The 15,066-nt window shown below is 72.4% G+C and carries 12 protein-coding genes; all 12 read right to left on the bottom strand.

Annotated elements, in window-relative coordinates; genetic code table 11:
- Nucleotides 1-20: 20 nt before the first annotated feature.
- The 12 genes from AC156L_RS21205 to AC156L_RS21150 all read right to left on the bottom strand — a co-directional run bounded on the left by AC156L_RS21205 (nucleotide 21) and on the right by AC156L_RS21150 (nucleotide 14,642).
- On the bottom strand, nucleotides 21-728 hold the full coding sequence (locus AC156L_RS21205; protein ID WP_330876989.1) for a YggS family pyridoxal phosphate-dependent enzyme: 708 nt from the start codon (nucleotides 726-728) through the stop codon (nucleotides 21-23).
- Entirely contained in the window at nucleotides 715-1,422 is a 708-nt protein-coding gene (gene pgeF / locus AC156L_RS21200; protein ID WP_330876990.1) for a peptidoglycan editing factor PgeF, read from the bottom strand. Before pgeF ends, AC156L_RS21205 begins: the two co-directional genes overlap by 14 nt.
- 829 nt (nucleotides 1,423-2,251) lie before the next feature.
- Nucleotides 2,252-3,547: a cell division protein FtsZ gene (ftsZ, locus tag AC156L_RS21195; RefSeq protein WP_330875956.1), complete on the bottom strand. Its 1,296-nt coding sequence runs from the start codon at nucleotides 3,545-3,547 to the stop codon at nucleotides 2,252-2,254.
- 219 nt (nucleotides 3,548-3,766) lie between these two features.
- Complete coding sequence (locus AC156L_RS21190) at nucleotides 3,767-4,273, bottom strand: DinB family protein (RefSeq protein ID WP_330875872.1); 507 nt, start codon at nucleotides 4,271-4,273, stop codon at nucleotides 3,767-3,769.
- A gap of 53 nt (nucleotides 4,274-4,326) precedes the next feature.
- On the bottom strand, nucleotides 4,327-5,091 hold the full coding sequence (locus tag AC156L_RS21185) for a cell division protein FtsQ/DivIB (RefSeq protein ID WP_330875873.1): 765 nt from the start codon (nucleotides 5,089-5,091) through the stop codon (nucleotides 4,327-4,329).
- Nucleotides 5,088-6,485: a UDP-N-acetylmuramate--L-alanine ligase gene (gene murC / locus AC156L_RS21180; protein ID WP_330875874.1), complete on the bottom strand. Its 1,398-nt coding sequence runs from the start codon at nucleotides 6,483-6,485 to the stop codon at nucleotides 5,088-5,090. Before murC ends, AC156L_RS21185 begins: the two co-directional genes overlap by 4 nt.
- Nucleotides 6,482-7,594: an undecaprenyldiphospho-muramoylpentapeptide beta-N-acetylglucosaminyltransferase gene (murG, locus tag AC156L_RS21175; RefSeq protein WP_330875875.1), complete on the bottom strand. Its 1,113-nt coding sequence runs from the start codon at nucleotides 7,592-7,594 to the stop codon at nucleotides 6,482-6,484. The genes murC and murG overlap by 4 nt, the downstream gene beginning before the upstream one ends.
- A 36-nt stretch (nucleotides 7,595-7,630) precedes the next feature.
- Nucleotides 7,631-9,094, bottom strand: a complete 1,464-nt coding sequence (gene ftsW / locus AC156L_RS21170) for a putative lipid II flippase FtsW (protein ID WP_414719868.1) — start codon at nucleotides 9,092-9,094, stop codon at nucleotides 7,631-7,633.
- Nucleotides 9,095-9,194: 100 nt separating this feature from the next.
- Complete coding sequence (gene murD, locus AC156L_RS21165) at nucleotides 9,195-10,583, bottom strand: UDP-N-acetylmuramoyl-L-alanine--D-glutamate ligase (protein WP_330875876.1); 1,389 nt, start codon at nucleotides 10,581-10,583, stop codon at nucleotides 9,195-9,197.
- 5 nt (nucleotides 10,584-10,588) lie between these two features.
- On the bottom strand, nucleotides 10,589-11,677 hold the full coding sequence (gene mraY, locus AC156L_RS21160) for a phospho-N-acetylmuramoyl-pentapeptide-transferase (protein ID WP_330875877.1): 1,089 nt from the start codon (nucleotides 11,675-11,677) through the stop codon (nucleotides 10,589-10,591).
- Nucleotides 11,674-13,173 carry a UDP-N-acetylmuramoyl-tripeptide--D-alanyl-D-alanine ligase gene (locus AC156L_RS21155; RefSeq protein WP_330875878.1) on the bottom strand — a complete coding sequence of 500 codons (1,500 nt, stop codon included), beginning with the start codon at nucleotides 13,171-13,173 and terminating at the stop codon, nucleotides 11,674-11,676. Before AC156L_RS21155 ends, mraY begins: the two co-directional genes overlap by 4 nt.
- Nucleotides 13,170-14,642, bottom strand: a complete 1,473-nt coding sequence (locus AC156L_RS21150; protein ID WP_330875879.1) for a UDP-N-acetylmuramoyl-L-alanyl-D-glutamate--2,6-diaminopimelate ligase — start codon at nucleotides 14,640-14,642, stop codon at nucleotides 13,170-13,172. Before AC156L_RS21150 ends, AC156L_RS21155 begins: the two co-directional genes overlap by 4 nt.
- Between the last annotated feature and the right edge of the window lie 424 nt (nucleotides 14,643-15,066).

Here is a 15,066-nt window from a genome sequence, read left to right as displayed (position 1 = left end):
ACCCCTGAGGTTCCATACAGTTACGGCGAGGCTAGCGTTCGGCCTCCCAGCAGCGCCGTTCCGACACGCACGCAGGTACTTCCGTGCGCGATCGCATCTTCCAGGTCCCCGCTCATGCCCGCTGAGACAACAGTCGCAGCGGGATGATCACGACGCAAGCGGTATACCTCATCCGCGAGCACGGAAAACGCGCCTGCGGGGTTCATCCCGATCGGTGCGACGGCCATCACACCCCGCAGGAAAAGTTCACCCGTTCCAGCGACGTGGTCCGCGAGCGCCGACAGCTCGGGGACCGGACATCCGCCGCGGGCCGGATCGCCGTCGATGCTCACCTGGATCAACACGTCCAGCCGCCGCCCCCGCCGCGCCGCGGCCTTGGCCAGCGCGTCGGCCAACCGCACCGAGTCGATCGTGTCCACCCGGTCCGCCCACTCCACGACCGACCGCGCCTTGTTCCGCTGCACGTTGCCGACCATGTGCCACCGAGCGGCCACCTCCGGCCGGAGCCCGCCGAACTCGACGACCTTCGCGGCCGCCTCCTGGTCCCGGTTCTCCGCGAAGGCGGACAGGCCCAGGTCGCTCAGCAGTGCCACGTCGGACGCGGGGAAGGTCTTGGTGACGGCGAGCAGCTCAACCTCGGCCGGTGACCGCCCTGCGGCCCCGCAAGCCGCCTCGATGCGCGCGCGGACGTCGGCCAGGTTCGCGGCCAGCTCGTCACGACGGGTCAACCCAGATCACCCCTCCCAACCGACCGGTACCGGGCTCCCGCCGGTGGCTGAACAGCGTGCGCTCCTCGAAGGTGCACCGCGGGTCCACCCCCAGCTTGCCGACGCCGAGCCCGGCGAGCTGCGCCCAGAGGCCCGCCCGCAGGTCCAGCGCGGGCTTCGCGGCCCGCGACTTCGACGCGCTGCCGGGCAGGTGCTTCTCGACGTCGGCCATCATCGCTGCGGGCACCTCGTAGCACTTCCCGCAGACGGCGGGCCCGAGCAGCACCTCGATCCGCTCGACGGCGGCCCCCAGCTCGACCATCGCCTTCACCGCGGCGGGCACCACCCCGACCCGCGCCCCGACCCGCCCGGCGTGAACGGCCCCGACGACCCCGGCGACCGGGTCGCCGAGCAGCACGGGCACGCAGTCGGCGGTCAACACCACCAGCGCGAGCCCCGGCTCAGCCGTGACGAGCGCGTCGGTGGCCTCGGCGGGCGCGGCGAGCGGCCCGGACACAGCCGTCACGGTCCGCCCGTGCACCTGCTCCATCCACACCAGTCGTTCCCCGTCGAGCCCGATGCCCTCGGCCAACCGCTTGCGGTTGGCCGCGACGGCGGCCGGGTCGTCACCGACGTGGTCGCCGAGGTTGAAGGACTCGTAGGGCGGCTTCGACACCCCACCGTCACGGGTGGTCAGAACTCGACGGATACGCACGGGTACAGCTTTCCACGTGCCGGGGCGACGACGGCGACAGCGCCGGCCGAAGGGAACCCGCCCAAGGCGAGACACCACGCCAAGCAGACCACTCAAGCCACCTGACCACCGCAAAGCGGACCCCACAAAGCCACCCGACCACCGCAAAGCGGACCTGCTCAAGCCGCCCGACCTGCGCCCAAGCGAACCCGCTCAAGCCGCCTGACCACCGCAACGCGGACCCGCTCAAGCCGCCCGGCCACCGCAACGCGGACCCGCACAAGCCGCCCGGCCACCACCCAAGCGGACCCGCACAAGCCGCCCGACCACCACCCAAGCGGACCCGCACAAGCCGTGTGACCAGGGCAAAGCGGACCCGCCAAAGCCGACTGTCGCCCACACCCCACCCTGCCCCCCGATCCCCCGCGCCCTCATGGCCGGACGTGCCGGGTCAAGGCATCTTTCCCGCCTTGACGCGGCACGCCCGGCCATGACGACACCCGCGCACCGGGGGGACAGCCCCACCACCCCACAGGGCCACACACCCACAGCCCCACGAACCCGGAGGACCCACAGCGACAGGCGCCGGCGGACTCAGAGGACCCGCAGCCGCACAAACCCGCTGACCCCACAGAACCCACAAACCCGCAGGACCCACAGCCGCACAAAACCGCAGGACCAGCACGCCCCACAACCCCCTGACCAGCCCAAACCAGGAGTCCCCCATCAAGCAAGACCCCCCGACGCACACGCTACGACAAGGGTCCGACATTCCCCGAAACCCACGACGGGCAAACGAAAAGGCCCCCCGCGTTCCCGCGAAGGGCCTCCCCAAGCACCGCTGAACCACCTACCGCCGCATGAACGGCGGCACGTCCACCTCGTCGTCCGGGTCGTCCGTCACCGGCAGCGGCCGACTGGGCAGTGAAGACCCCGTCCCGTGCTGGTTGGGCAGGTTGCTCTGCGGGAACGTCCTGGGCATCGTCGGCTGGGGCGTCTGGAACGCCCCGGTGTTCTGCACCGGCTGCGCCTGCTGCGGCACGGCCGCCGGTCGGGGCGGGATCGGCGGCGGGGCCTGCTCCACCGGCGGCTGGGGCGCCACCGGTGCGGGCTGGCTCAGCTGGCCCGACTGGCCGGACACCACGGTGCCCCGCTGCGGTGAGCTGAGCACCTGCGGTTCCAGCTTCTTGTGCGTGGGACCGCCGCTGTCGAAGCCCGCGGCGATCACCGTGACCCGCACCTCGTCGCCGAGCGAGTCGTCGATCACCGTTCCGAAGATGATGTTCGCGTCCGGGTGCGCGGCCTCCTGGACCAGCGACGCGGACTCGTTGATCTCGAACAGCCCGAGGTCGGACCCGCCCGCGATCGACAGCAGCACCCCGTGGGCGCCCTCCATCGACGCCTCCAGCAGGGGCGAGTTGATCGCCTTCTGCGCGGCGGTGACGGCTCTGCCCTCGCCGCGCGCCGAGCCGATGCCCATCAGGGCCGAACCGGCCCCGGACATCACGCTCTTCACGTCGGCGAAGTCGAGGTTGATCAGACCGGGGGTCGTGATCAGGTCGGTGATGCCCTGGACACCGGACAGCAGCACCTCGTCCGCGGAGCGGAAGGCGTCCATCAGGCTCACGCCGATGTCGCCGAGCTGGAGCAGCCGGTCGTTCGGGATGACGATCAGCGTGTCGCACTCGTTGCGGAGCTGCTGGATGCCCTCTTCAGCCTGCTTCGCGCGCCGCTTCCCCTCGAAGGAGAACGGCCGGGTGACGACACCGATCGTCAGGGCGCCCTGCTTGCGGGCCATGGCCGCGATGACGGGCGCGCCACCGGTGCCCGTGCCGCCACCCTCACCAGCGGTGACGAACACCATGTCGGCGCCCTTGAGGACTTCTTCGATCTCTTCGCGGTGGTCTTCGGCGGCCTTGTGGCCGACGTCGGGGTTCGCCCCGGCGCCGAGTCCGCGGGTCAACTCGCGGCCGATGTCCAGCTTGACGTCGGCGTCGGACATCAGCAGTGCCTGTGCATCGGTGTTGACCGCGATGAACTCGACGCCCTTGAGCCCGACCTCGATCATGCGGTTGACGGCGTTCACGCCGCCTCCACCGATACCGACGACCTTTATCACCGCGAGGTAGTTGTGCGGGGGCGTCATCGGATCCGCCTTCCTGATCGTGTTCGTGCCCATGCGCTGGGATGGTGGTCGCCGGGTCAGCCCGGAAGGACCTCCACCCGGATTGAAACCCTCGACCTCAACCAGAGGTCCAGAGTTGTGTCAACCCCGTATGTTGTTTCTGGACGGTATGCACCAGTGGTGCGTCGGTCCAGCAGCCACGCCGTACGCCGCGACACCTATCAGCACTGTGCGCTACCACTACTCGCCGGTCAGACCGTCCAGCAGCTCGCGCACGACGTCCAAGTGCCCTGCGTGCCGCCCGGTCTCCTCGACCATGTGGATCAGCACCCAGCGCACGGAAACCGTGCTTCCGTCACGGAACGGAACCTCGTGGTCGAACTCCAGGCCCGTGACGATCTCGCGACTCACTTCGCACTGCGCAGCGTAGTCGTTCAGCAATCCGGAGATCGTCTCACCCGTCTCGACCCGCCAGTCGGCGTCCGGATCCTCCCGGCTGTAGGGCGCCCGGTCCTGCTTGCCGAGGAGGACCGTCTCGAACCAGTACGCCTCGACCCACCGCAGGTGCTTGACGATCCCGGCCGCCGTCAGCAGCGGCGAGGGCAGCGTCGAGCGCGACGCCTGCTCGTCCGTCAGGCCCTGGCACTTGTACACGATCGTGTCGCGGAGGTAGTCGAGGAACCCGCCCAGCTGAACGCGCTCGCCGCCGGTGAGGGCGGGGTCTACCCGGTCGTCCTTGATGTCCATGCCGGAAGTATCAACGGCCGCCCCGTCGGTCTTCGACCGATTTCGGGAACCGCTCAGGACACCGTCGGCAGCTCGGGGCTGGACACGTCGAAGACGGTTCCCTCCCTGGTCAGCAGCACCTTGAGGACCGCGGCCTTGCGCGCGGTGTCGTCGAGGTCGCCCCACCGCACCTCGCGCCCGCCCGAGAGCGCCAGCTTCACGTCGGCGCCGGTCTGCGCCGACATCGTCAGCACCTCGGCGCGCAGCTCCTCCGGCAGCTGCACCAGGATGCCGACCGCCGACGTCACCGCGGGCTTCGCCTCGACGGGCAGCTGGAGCTCCGGCAGGCCGATGGGCGGCACCGCCACGATCGCGTAGTCCTCGGCCGTGGCGTCGACGAGGTGGACGCCGTCGTTCGCCTTGACGAACGCGACCGGCGACCGCTCGACGATGGTCAGGCGGATCGTGCCGGGCAGGCTGCGGGCCACCTCCACCGATTCGACGCGCGGGAGCTGCCGCACCCGGTCGGCGATGCCGTGGACGTCGACGCGGACGATCGGCGAGCCCTGCTTGACGCCCGCCTTCGCCCTGACCTGCTCGACGGTCAGCTCCTTCGCGCCGCGGACGTCGACCTCGTCGACGCCGAGGAGCGGGGTGAAGAAGATCCCGACGACCAGTCCGACGATGCTCAGCAGGACGAGGAGGGCGACGACCCGCCGCCGCACCACGGTCCTGCGGGTCACCCGGCCCGGTACCCGCCGGGCCCGACGGGCGCGGGCCCGGTCCGCGGCGGGCGACGTCCCGGTGCGGGGTGGCCGACCGCGAACCGGCGTGCTCATGCCTCCTGCCCCAGCTCGCTCACGATCTCCGGGCCCAGCATCGTGACGTCGCCCGCGCCCATCGTGACGACCAGGTCACCCTCGGTGACGAGGCTCGCCACCAGCGCGGGCACGCGGTCGAACGACGGCTCGTAGTGCACCCGCTCCGGCGGCAGCGGCACGGCCTCGGTGACCAGCGCCCCGGTCACGCCGGGCTCCGGGTCCTCGCGGGCGCCGTAGACGTCCAGCACCACGACCTCGTCGGCCAGGCCGAGGGCCGTGCCGAACTCGGTCGCGAACGTGCGGGTGCGCGAGTACAGGTGCGGCTGGAACACGACGACGAGCTTGCCCTCGCCCGCGACCGGGCGGGCGGCCGTGAGCTGCGCGGCCACCTCGGTCGGGTGGTGGGCGTAGTCGTCGTAGACGCGCACGCCCGCCTCGCGGCCCTTGAACTCGAACCGCCGCCGGACACCGCCGAACGCCGCCAGCCCCTCCAGGAGGCCGTCGCGGTCCGCACCCAGCTCCAGACCCGCGAGGAGCGCCGCGAGGGCGTTGCCCGCCATGTGCTCGCCGGGAACGGCCACCTCGACGTCGACGGTCTCGCCGTCGAGTTCGACGGTCGCCAGGCCACCGCCGCCGTGCGGGCGGAAGCCGGTCAGCCGCGCGGAGCCCTTGCCGGACGCGGTCCGGCCGTACGGGCGGACCCGGATGCCGAGCTTGCCCGCGCGCTCGGCCAGCGCCCCGGCGCCGGGGTCGTCGACGCAGGCGATCAGCACGCCGTCGGGCTCGATGCGCTCCAGGAACGAGTCGAACACGGCCACGTACGCCTCGACGGTGCCGTGGTGGTCGAGGTGGTCGGCCTCGACGTTCGTCACGACCGCCACCGACGGCGAGAAGTACAGGAACGAGCCGTCGCTCTCGTCGGCCTCGGCCACGAACACGCCGCCGGTGCCCTGGTGGGCGTTGGCGCCGGACTCGTTGAGGTCGCCGCCGATCGCGAACGACGGGTCGACCCGGCAGTGCTGGAGCGCGACGGTGAGCATCGACGTGGTCGACGTCTTGCCGTGGGTACCGGCGACGCAGGCGACGCGGTGGTCCAGCATCAGCGCGGCCAGCGCCTCGGCGCGGCGCAGCACGGTGATGCCGCGCGACCGGGCCTCGACCAGCTCCGGGTTGTCCTCGCGGATCGCGGTGGACACCACGACCGCCGTCGGACCGCCGTCGAGCTGGTCCAGGTTCTTCGGGTCGTGGCCGACCGCGACCAGCGCGCCCTGCGCGCGCAGCGCGAGCACCGTGCGCGAGTCCTTGGCGTCGGTCCCGGACACCTGGCCGCCGCGGGCGAGCAGGATGCGGGCGATGCCGCTCATCCCCGCCCCGCCGATGCCGACCAGGTGCACCCGCTCCAGCGTGCTCACTTCTTGATCACCTCGAGGACCATCCTGGCGAGAACTTCGTCGGCTTCGCGTCGACCGGTGCCCAGGGTCGCGGCGCTCATCGCGGCCAGCCGCCCCCGGTCGGCCATCAGCGGGACGATCTCGCGGGCGACCCGCTCCGGCGTCAGGTCGGCGTCCATGATCATCATGCCGCCGCCCGCCGACACCACGGGACCGGCGTTGAGGGCCTGCTCGCCGTTGCCGATCGGCAGCGGCACGAACACCGCGGGCAGGCCGACCGCCGACACCTCGGCCACCGTCATGGCGCCGGAGCGGCACAGCACCGCGTCGGCGGCGGCGTAGGCGAGGTCCATCCGCTCCAGGTACGGCACGGGGACGTACGCCGGGGCGCCCGCCATCGCCTGCACCGCCAGGGTGTTCTTGGGGCCGTGCGCGTGCAGCACGCCGATGCCCGCCGAGGCGAACGCCGTCGCCGCACCGGACACGGCCCTGTTGAGCGACTGCGCGCCCTGCGAGCCGCCGAACACCAGCAGCGTCGGGGCGTGCGGGTGCAGCCCGAAGAACTGGCGGGCCTGCGCGCGCAGCGCCATCCGGTTCAGGCCGGTGATCGACCGCCGCAGCGGGATGCCGATGATCTCGGCCTCCGCCAGCCCCGAGTCCGGGACGGCCGCGGCGACGCGCTCGGCGAACTTGGCACCGACCTTGTTGGCCAGCCCCGCCTTCGCGTTCGCCTCGTGCACGACGATCGGCACCCGGCCGCGGGCCGCGAGGTACGCGGGCAGCGCCACGTAACCGCCGAAGCCGACCACGACGTCCGCGTGGTAGCGCTCCAGGATCTCCCTGGTCCGGCGCACCGAGTCGCGGACCTTCAGCGGCAGCTTCAGCAGGTCCGTCGTCGGCTTGCGCGGCATCGGCACCGGCGGGATGAGTTCGAGCTGGTAGCCCCTGGCGGGCACCAGCTTCGACTCCAGGCCGCGCTCGGTGCCGAGCGCGATGACCCGCGCGTCCGGCCGCAGCCTCATGACCGCGTCGGCCAGGGCCAGTGCGGGCTCGATGTGCCCCGCGGTGCCGCCTCCGGCGACCACCACGCACGGTCCGCCCCGTTGGGGAACCCGGTCCTGCCCCGTCACGCGTTTCCTCCTAGATCGACTGCACGAGTTGTGCGACTAGCGCCCGTCACGACCGGTTCGCCGGTTGCGGGCTGATCTGTCCTGGGTCGCCTTGCGCGATTCGCGGCGACGGTACTCCGACGGTGGTGCGGACCTCCCGGCCATCCGCCGTTCGTCCGGCGGCTGGGGTGCGGCGGCCCGCCTGCCCGGTGCGCGCGGCGGCGACGACGGCCGCACCGGCTTGCGCTTGGGCGGCGGCTTGTAGGCCTCCGGCGCGGGCAGCCGCAGCACGCCGCCGACGCGGCCGGGACCGATGTGCCGCAGCGCGGACACCGCCTCCGCCTCGTGCCGGGCGCAGCTCGCCAGCAGACCGAACACGACCATGGTCGTCACGACGGACGTGCCGCCGGAGGAGATCATCGGGAGCGTGATGCCGGTGACCGGCAGGAGCCGGACGACGTAGCCGATGTTGATGGCGGCCTGCGCGACCAGCCACACCGTCAGCGTCGCGGCGACCATCCGGATCCACGGGTCGGTGTTGCGGGCGGCGATCCGCAGCCCCACCACGGCGAGCATGGCGAACAGGCCGAGGACCATGGCGCAGCCCACGAAGCCGAGTTCCTCGCCGATGACCGCGAAGATGAAGTCGCTGTGCACGTTCGGCAGGTAGTCCCACTTGGAGCTGGCCTGGCCGAGCCCCTTGCCGAACAGCCCGCCCTCGGCGAGCGCGTACTCCGCCTGCTGCGCCTGGAGTCCGGCGCCCAGCGGGTCGGCCTCGGGGTCGAGGAACGACACCAGCCGCTTGAGCCGGTAGGTCGCGCCGATGCCGAGCACGATCGCGCCGCCGACCGCGCCGAGCAGCAGCACGCCGAACACCCGCATCGGGGCCCCGACGAACCACAGCAGGCTGAGCAGCACCACGCCGAGCGTGATCGTGCCGCCCAGGTCGGGCTGGAGCATCACCAGCGTGAAGATCCCGAGCCCGACGGGCACCACCGGCACCAGCAGGTGCCGGTACTGGTTCAGCAGCGCCCGCTTGGTCACCAGCACGTGCGCGCCCCACAGCGCCAGCGCGAGCTTGGCCGCCTCGACAGGCTGGAACGACACCGGCCCCACGACGAACCAGGAGCGGGTGTCGTTGATGTCCGTGCCCAGCGGCGTCAGCACCAGCACCAGCAGCAGCACGCACACCAGCATCGCCATCGTGCTCAGGTGCCGGACCTGGCGCAGCGGGATCCGCAGCGCCACCCAGAACAGCACCGCGCCGACGGCGACGTAGGTGAGCTGCTTCTGGAACACCGAGTACGCCGACTGCCCGACGGCGACCTCACCGGGCACCGACGCCGACAGCACCATCACGAGCCCGATGGCGGTCAGCAGACCGAAGATCGCCAGCAGCAGGTGGAAGTCCGCCAGCGGACGGCTCAGCCACGCCGTCAGCGAACCCTTGACCCCCACGACCCGCCGCCGCCGCGGCTTGGCGGCCTTGACGGCGCCCGTCGGCCGGTCCACCACCGTCACGTCCCCACCACCGCAGTCATGTCCCTACTGTTACACGGCCGCTCCCCCGGAGGCGGCAGGCTCGGCCGCCTCCGGCCTCGCGCGGTGGTCGCCAGGGCGATCACGTCGAAGAGCCCGCCTTCTCGTGCTCGACCAGGTGCAGCACCGCCTCGGTGAAGGCGTGGCCCCTGTGGGCGTAGTCGGTGAACATGTCCATGGACGCCGCGGCGGGTGCCAGGAGCACCACGTCGCCGGGCTGGGCCAGTTCGCGGGCGGCGTGCACGACCGTCGCCATGGCGTCGCGGTCCGTCGCGTCCACCAGCGCGCACGGGACGTGCGGGGCGTGGCGGCGCAGCGCGTCGGCGATCTCCTCGCGGTCCGCCCCGAACAGCACGACGGCCCGCAGCCGGTGCGCCTCGGCGGCGACCAGGTCGTCCACCGACGCGCCCTTGAGCAGTCCGCCCGCGAGCCACACGACGCTGCCGTGCGAGCGCAGCGACGCGACGGCCGCGTGCGGGTTCGTGGCCTTGGAGTCGTTGACGTAGGTGATGCCCGCGGACTCGGCCACGACGACCGCGCGGTGCGCACCGGGCCGGAAGTTCAGCAGCCCCCGGCGCACGGACTCGGCCGGGACGCCGTACGCGCGGGCCAGCGCGGCCGCGGCCAGGGCGTCGGCCAGTCCGGGCGGGCCCGCGGGGAGTACCTCGTCGACCTCGATCAGGTCCTCGTCCACGCTGAACGCGCGGTCGACCAGCCTGCCGTCCACGATGCCCAGCTGGCCGTCGACGGGTTCCCCGAGGGTGAACCCGACGTGCCTGCCAGACGGGGCGGCCTTGAGCAGCGCGGCCACCAGCGGGTCGTCGACGCCGCCGACGGCGATCTCACCGGACAGCACGCGCGCCTTCGCCTCGGCGTACGCGGTCATGCCGCCGTGCCAGTCGAGGTGGTCCTCGGCCAGGTTGAGCAGCACGCCCGCGAACGGCCGCACGGACGGCGACCAGTAGAGCTGGAAGCTCGACAGCTCGACCGCCAGCACCCGGTGGCCCGCCAGCAGGGCGTCCACGACGGGCAGGCCGACGTTGCCGCAGGCGACCGCGTCGATGCCCGCGGTGCGCAGGATCGACTCCAGCATCCCGACGGTGGTGGTCTTGCCGTTGGTTCCGGTGACGGCCAGCCAGACGGGCGGGTCGGCCAGCTCGGCGGCCATCCGCCACGCCAGCTCGACCTCGCCGACGACCTCGATCCCCGCGGCGGTGGCGGCGGCGAGCAGCGGGCTCTCCGGCCGCCAGCCCGGACTGGTGACGACCAGGTCCGTGCCCTGCGGCGGTTCGGTCAGACCGGGCACCAGCGAAACACCGGACAGCAGCGTCTCCAGCGCGAGCAGCCGGTCGGCCGAACCGTCCGTGACGGTCACCTGCGCGCCCGCGGCCAGCAGGGCTTCGGCGGCGGAGCGGCCGGTCACGCCCGCTCCCGCCACCAGGACGTGCTTGCCGTCGAGGAAGGTCGTCACCGGGTTCAACTCCCGACCGCGGTCAGCCACTCGCTGTAGAACAGGCCGAGCCCGAGCATGCAGCAGATGCCCGCGAGCAGCCAGAACCTGATGATCACCGTGGTTTCGGCCCACCCGGCGAGTTCGAAGTGGTGGTGGAACGGGGCCATGCGGAAGAGCCGCCGCCGGGACGTGCGGAAGACCGCGACCTGGAGCACCACCGACAGCGCCTCGACCACGAACAGACCGCCGATGACGACCATCAGCAGCTCGGTGCGGGTGGTGATGGACAGACCGGCCACGAGACCACCGAGCGCGAGCGAGCCGGTGTCACCCATGAAGATCTTGGCCGGGGCCGCGTTCCACCACAGGAAGCCGATGCAGCCCGCCATCGCGGCGGCGGCGATCAGCGCGAGGTCCAGCGGGTCGCGCACGTCGTAGCAGCCCGCGAGCGGCGAGGTGGAGCAGTTGTAGCGGAACTGCCAGAAGCTGATGACCACGTAGGTGCCGAACACCATCGCCGAGCTGCCGCCCGCGAGGCCGTCGAGGCCGTCGGTCAGGTTCACGGCGTTGGACCACGCGGAGATGGCGGCGTAGCAGAACACCACGAAGCCGACGACGCCGAACGACACCACGGGGATGTCGCGGACGAACGAGAGGTTCACCGACGCGGGCGTGATGCCCTCGCGGTTGGCGAACTGCACGACCAGGACCGCGAAGATGATGGTGGCCACGAACTGGCCGACCAGCTTCGCCGTCTTGTTCAGGCCGAGGTTGCGCTGCTTGCGGATCTTGATGAAGTCGTCGAGGAAGCCGACGATGCCGAGCGACGTCGTCAGCATCAGCACCAGCAGGCCGGACGCGCTCGGCGTCTGCCCCTGCGCGGAGTCCGACATGGCGTTCACCGCGTGCGCGCCGAGGTACCCGGCCCACATCGCGATCAGGATCGCGACGCCACCCATGGTGGGCGTGCCGCGCTTGGTCTTGTGGCTCTGCGGACCCTCTTCCCGGATCTCCTGGCCGAACCCCTGCCGGGAGAAGACCTTGATCAGGTACGGGGTCAGCATGATCGAGACGAGCAGCGCGATGGCCGCGGCGATCAGGATGCTCTTCACTTGGTGCCCGCCTCCAGCAGCGCGTCCGCGACCCGCCACAACGCGGCGGCCTTCGATGCCTTCACCAGCACAACGTCATCTCCCCGCAGCTCCTCGCGCAGTAGCGCGATCGCCGCCTCGACGTCCGGCACCAGCACCGACTCCTCTCCCCACGAACCTTCGAGGTTCGCGCCCTGGTGCATCGGCCTCGCCTGCTCGCCGACCACAACCAAACGACTGATGTCCAAGCGGACCGCCAAGCGCCCGATCTCGTCGTGCGCTGAGACGGTGTTGTCCCCCAGCTCACCCATGACGCCGAGCACCGCCCAGGCGCGCCGCCTGGGGTTGCCCGCGCGCGCCATCGTGGCGAGCGTCTTCAGTGCGGCGCTCATCGACTCCGGGTTCGCGTTGAAGGAGTCGTTGAGCACGGTCACGCCGTCGGGACGGGTGGTGACCTCCATGCGGCGGTCGGACCGCCGCTGCGCGGTGGACAGCCAGTCCGCGACCTGCGCGGTCGTGGCGCCCAGTTCCAGCGCGACCGCGGCGGCGGCCAGCGCGTTGCCGACGTGGTGGGCGCCGTGCAGGTCGAGTTCGACCGGCGCGCTGCCCTCCGCCGTCACCAGCGTGAAGCGGGCGCGGGCCTGGTCGTCCAGCTCCACGGCCTCGGCGCGCACGTCGGCCGTGGACTTCTGGCCGACGAACACGACCCGCGCCTTCGTGCGCTCGGCCATCGCGGCGACCAGCGGGTCGTCGGCGTTGAGGATCGCCACGCCGTCGGCGGGCAGCTCCTCGACCAGTTCGCCCTTGGTCTTCGCCACGGCCTCCTGCGAGCCGAACTCGCTCAGGTGGGCGGTGCCGACGTTCAGCACCGCGCCGATGCGCGGCGGCGCGGTGCGGCACAGCGCCGCGATGTGGCCCGGTCCGCGGGCGGACAGCTCCAGCACCAGGTGCTTGGTGGCCTCGGTCGCGCGCAGCACGGTCCACGGGTGGCCCAGCTCGTTGTTGAACGAGCCGGGGGGCGCGACCGTGGAGCCGAGGTGCTCCAGCAGCTGCGCGATGAGGTCCTTGGTCGACGTCTTGCCGGACGAGCCGGTGACGCCCACCACGGCGAGCCCGTCGGCGGCCAGCGCGTCCGTCACGTGGCGGGCCAGCTTCGCCAGCGCGGCGAGCACGGCGGCTCCCGAGCCGTCGGTGTCGCCGGTCAGCGCCACCGAGCGGCGGTGCGCGTCGTCGACCGGCGGCACGACCACGGCGGGGGCGTCGACCTCGCGGGCCGCCAGCACGCCCACCGCGCCCGCGGCGACGGCCGAGGCGGCGAAGGCGTGGCCGTCGACCCGGACACCGGGCAGCGCCACGAACAGGCCGCCCGGCCCGACGGCGCGGGTGTCGAACTCCACGGAGCCGGTCACGACGGTGCGGCCGACCTCGTCCGCGCTCGACCCCGCGAGCAGGGCGTCGGGCACGTGCAGGGTCCCACCGACGATCGTGGCGATCTCGGCGAGGCTGAGTCGGATCACGTGCGGGCTCCCCTGATCGCGGCGGCGAGCGTGTCCACGTCCGAGAACGGCTGGATCACGCCCGCGACCTCCTGGCCGGTCTCGTGGCCCTTGCCCGCGACGACGACGACGTCACCGGGACGTGCCTGGGCCACGGCGTGCTCGATGGCGGCCCCTCGGTCGCCGATCTCCACGACCTCACCACGCTCGCCCTCCGGCACCGCGAGCGCCCCCGCCAGCATGGCCGCCCGGATGGTCGCCGGGTCCTCGCTGCGCGGGTTGTCGTCGGTGACGACCAGCAGGTCGCTGCGCCGCGCCGCCTCCTCGCCCATCAGCGGGCGCTTGGCCGTGTCGCGGTCGCCGCCGCAGCCGAGCACGGTGATGACCCGGCCCTCGACCTGCCTGCGGACGGCGTCGAGCGCCAGCGCCACGGCGGCGGGCTTGTGCGAGTAGTCGACGACGGCGGTGAACGCCTGGCCCTCGTCGACGCGCTGCATCCGGCCGGGCACCCGCACGGCCGACAGGCCCGCCTGGATGTCCGCCGGGGCGACCCCCGCGGCGTGCAGGCAGCCGATGGCCAGCAGCGCGTTGGCGACGTTGAACGAGCCGGGGAGCCGGAGCGTGATCGGCAGCGCGAGCCCGTCCGGGCCGTGCGCGGTGAACGACTGCTCGCCGGTCGGCGTCACGGACACCTCGCCGGAGGTCCACGCGGCGTCGGTCGTCATCGCCACGGTCACCGTGTCCGGCGTGACCAGGCGGCGACCCCACTCGCCGTCCACGCAGACCACCTCGGTGCGGGCGCGGCCGTCGAACAGCTGCGCCTTCGCCCGGAAGTAGTCCTCCATGTCCGGGTGGAAGTCCAGGTGGTCCTGCGACAGGTTGGTGAACGCGCCGATCGCGAACTCGGTGCCCGCGACCCGACCGAGGTCGAGGGCGTGGCTGGACACCTCCATCACGACGTCGAGCACCTCGCGCTCGACCATGACGGCGAGCAGCGCCTGGAGGTCGGGCGCCTCGGGCGTGGTGAACGCGCTGTCCAGGCGCTCACCGGCGATGCGGGTCTCGACCGTGCCGATGAGGCCGGTGCGGTGGCCCGCGGCGCGCAGCGCGGACTCGACCAGGTAGCTGGTCGTCGTCTTGCCGGACGTGCCGGTGATGCCCCAGACGGCGAGCTTCGTGGACGGGTAGCCGTAGACGCGGGCGGCGAGCAGGCCGAGCACGCCGCGCGGGTCCGGGTGCACCAGCACCGGCACGCGCGCGTCGCGCAGGGCGGGCCGGGCGGCGCCCGCTTCGTCGGTGAGGACGGCGGCGGCCCCCGCGGCCAGCGCGCCTTCGACGAAGTCGGCACCGTGCGCACGCGCGCCCGGCAGGGCGGCGAAGAGGTCTCCGGGGACCACGTGCTGGGCGCGCAGCGTCGCGCCGCTCACCCGCACGTGGGCGTAGGTGGGCGTGGTCAGGTGCGCGTCGACCACCGAGGCGAGCTCGGACACGGTGACAGGCTGGATGCGGGAAGGGCGAGGCGGGGCGGTCGCGACCTTGCCCTGGAGCTTGGCAGGCACGCGCGGAAGGCTACCGGCGCACGGAGCGTGGCCGACCGGCGCATGCGCGTTCGGCGGGTGATCAGCCAAGATCGAACTCTCCGCCCGCTCGGTGGTCCAAGGTGGACATCTCGTCGTCCCGCCCGGAAACTACACGGCCACGGGGTCGCTCCGACGACCGCGGTGGCTCCGGACCGCACCTGATTCCCCGGTGCCGCAAGGCTTGTGACGTCCGACGGGCCCTCGCGGTTGCCCGTGCTGCGACATCGGCCGCGGTGTCCCGATCGGACCGACGACGGTCTTCACGGGGACATCCGGTCACGGAGCGGGGTGAACGCGACCACCTCCGCGGCGGACCGGGCGGCCACCGCGTGGA

It is taken from the genome of Umezawaea sp., assembly GCF_057122925.1.
This window is presented reverse-complemented; position numbering and strand designations above follow the sequence as displayed.

Coding starts and splice junctions, on each gene's coding strand:
- ftsZ (WP_330875956.1), bottom strand. CDS start 3,547: ATGACGCCCCCGCACAACTACCTCGCGGTGATAAAGGTCGTCGGTATC.
- AC156L_RS21190 (WP_330875872.1), bottom strand. CDS start 4,273: ATGGACATCAAGGACGACCGGGTAGACCCCGCCCTCACCGGCGGCGAG.
- AC156L_RS21185 (WP_330875873.1), bottom strand. CDS start 5,091: ATGAGCACGCCGGTTCGCGGTCGGCCACCCCGCACCGGGACGTCGCCC.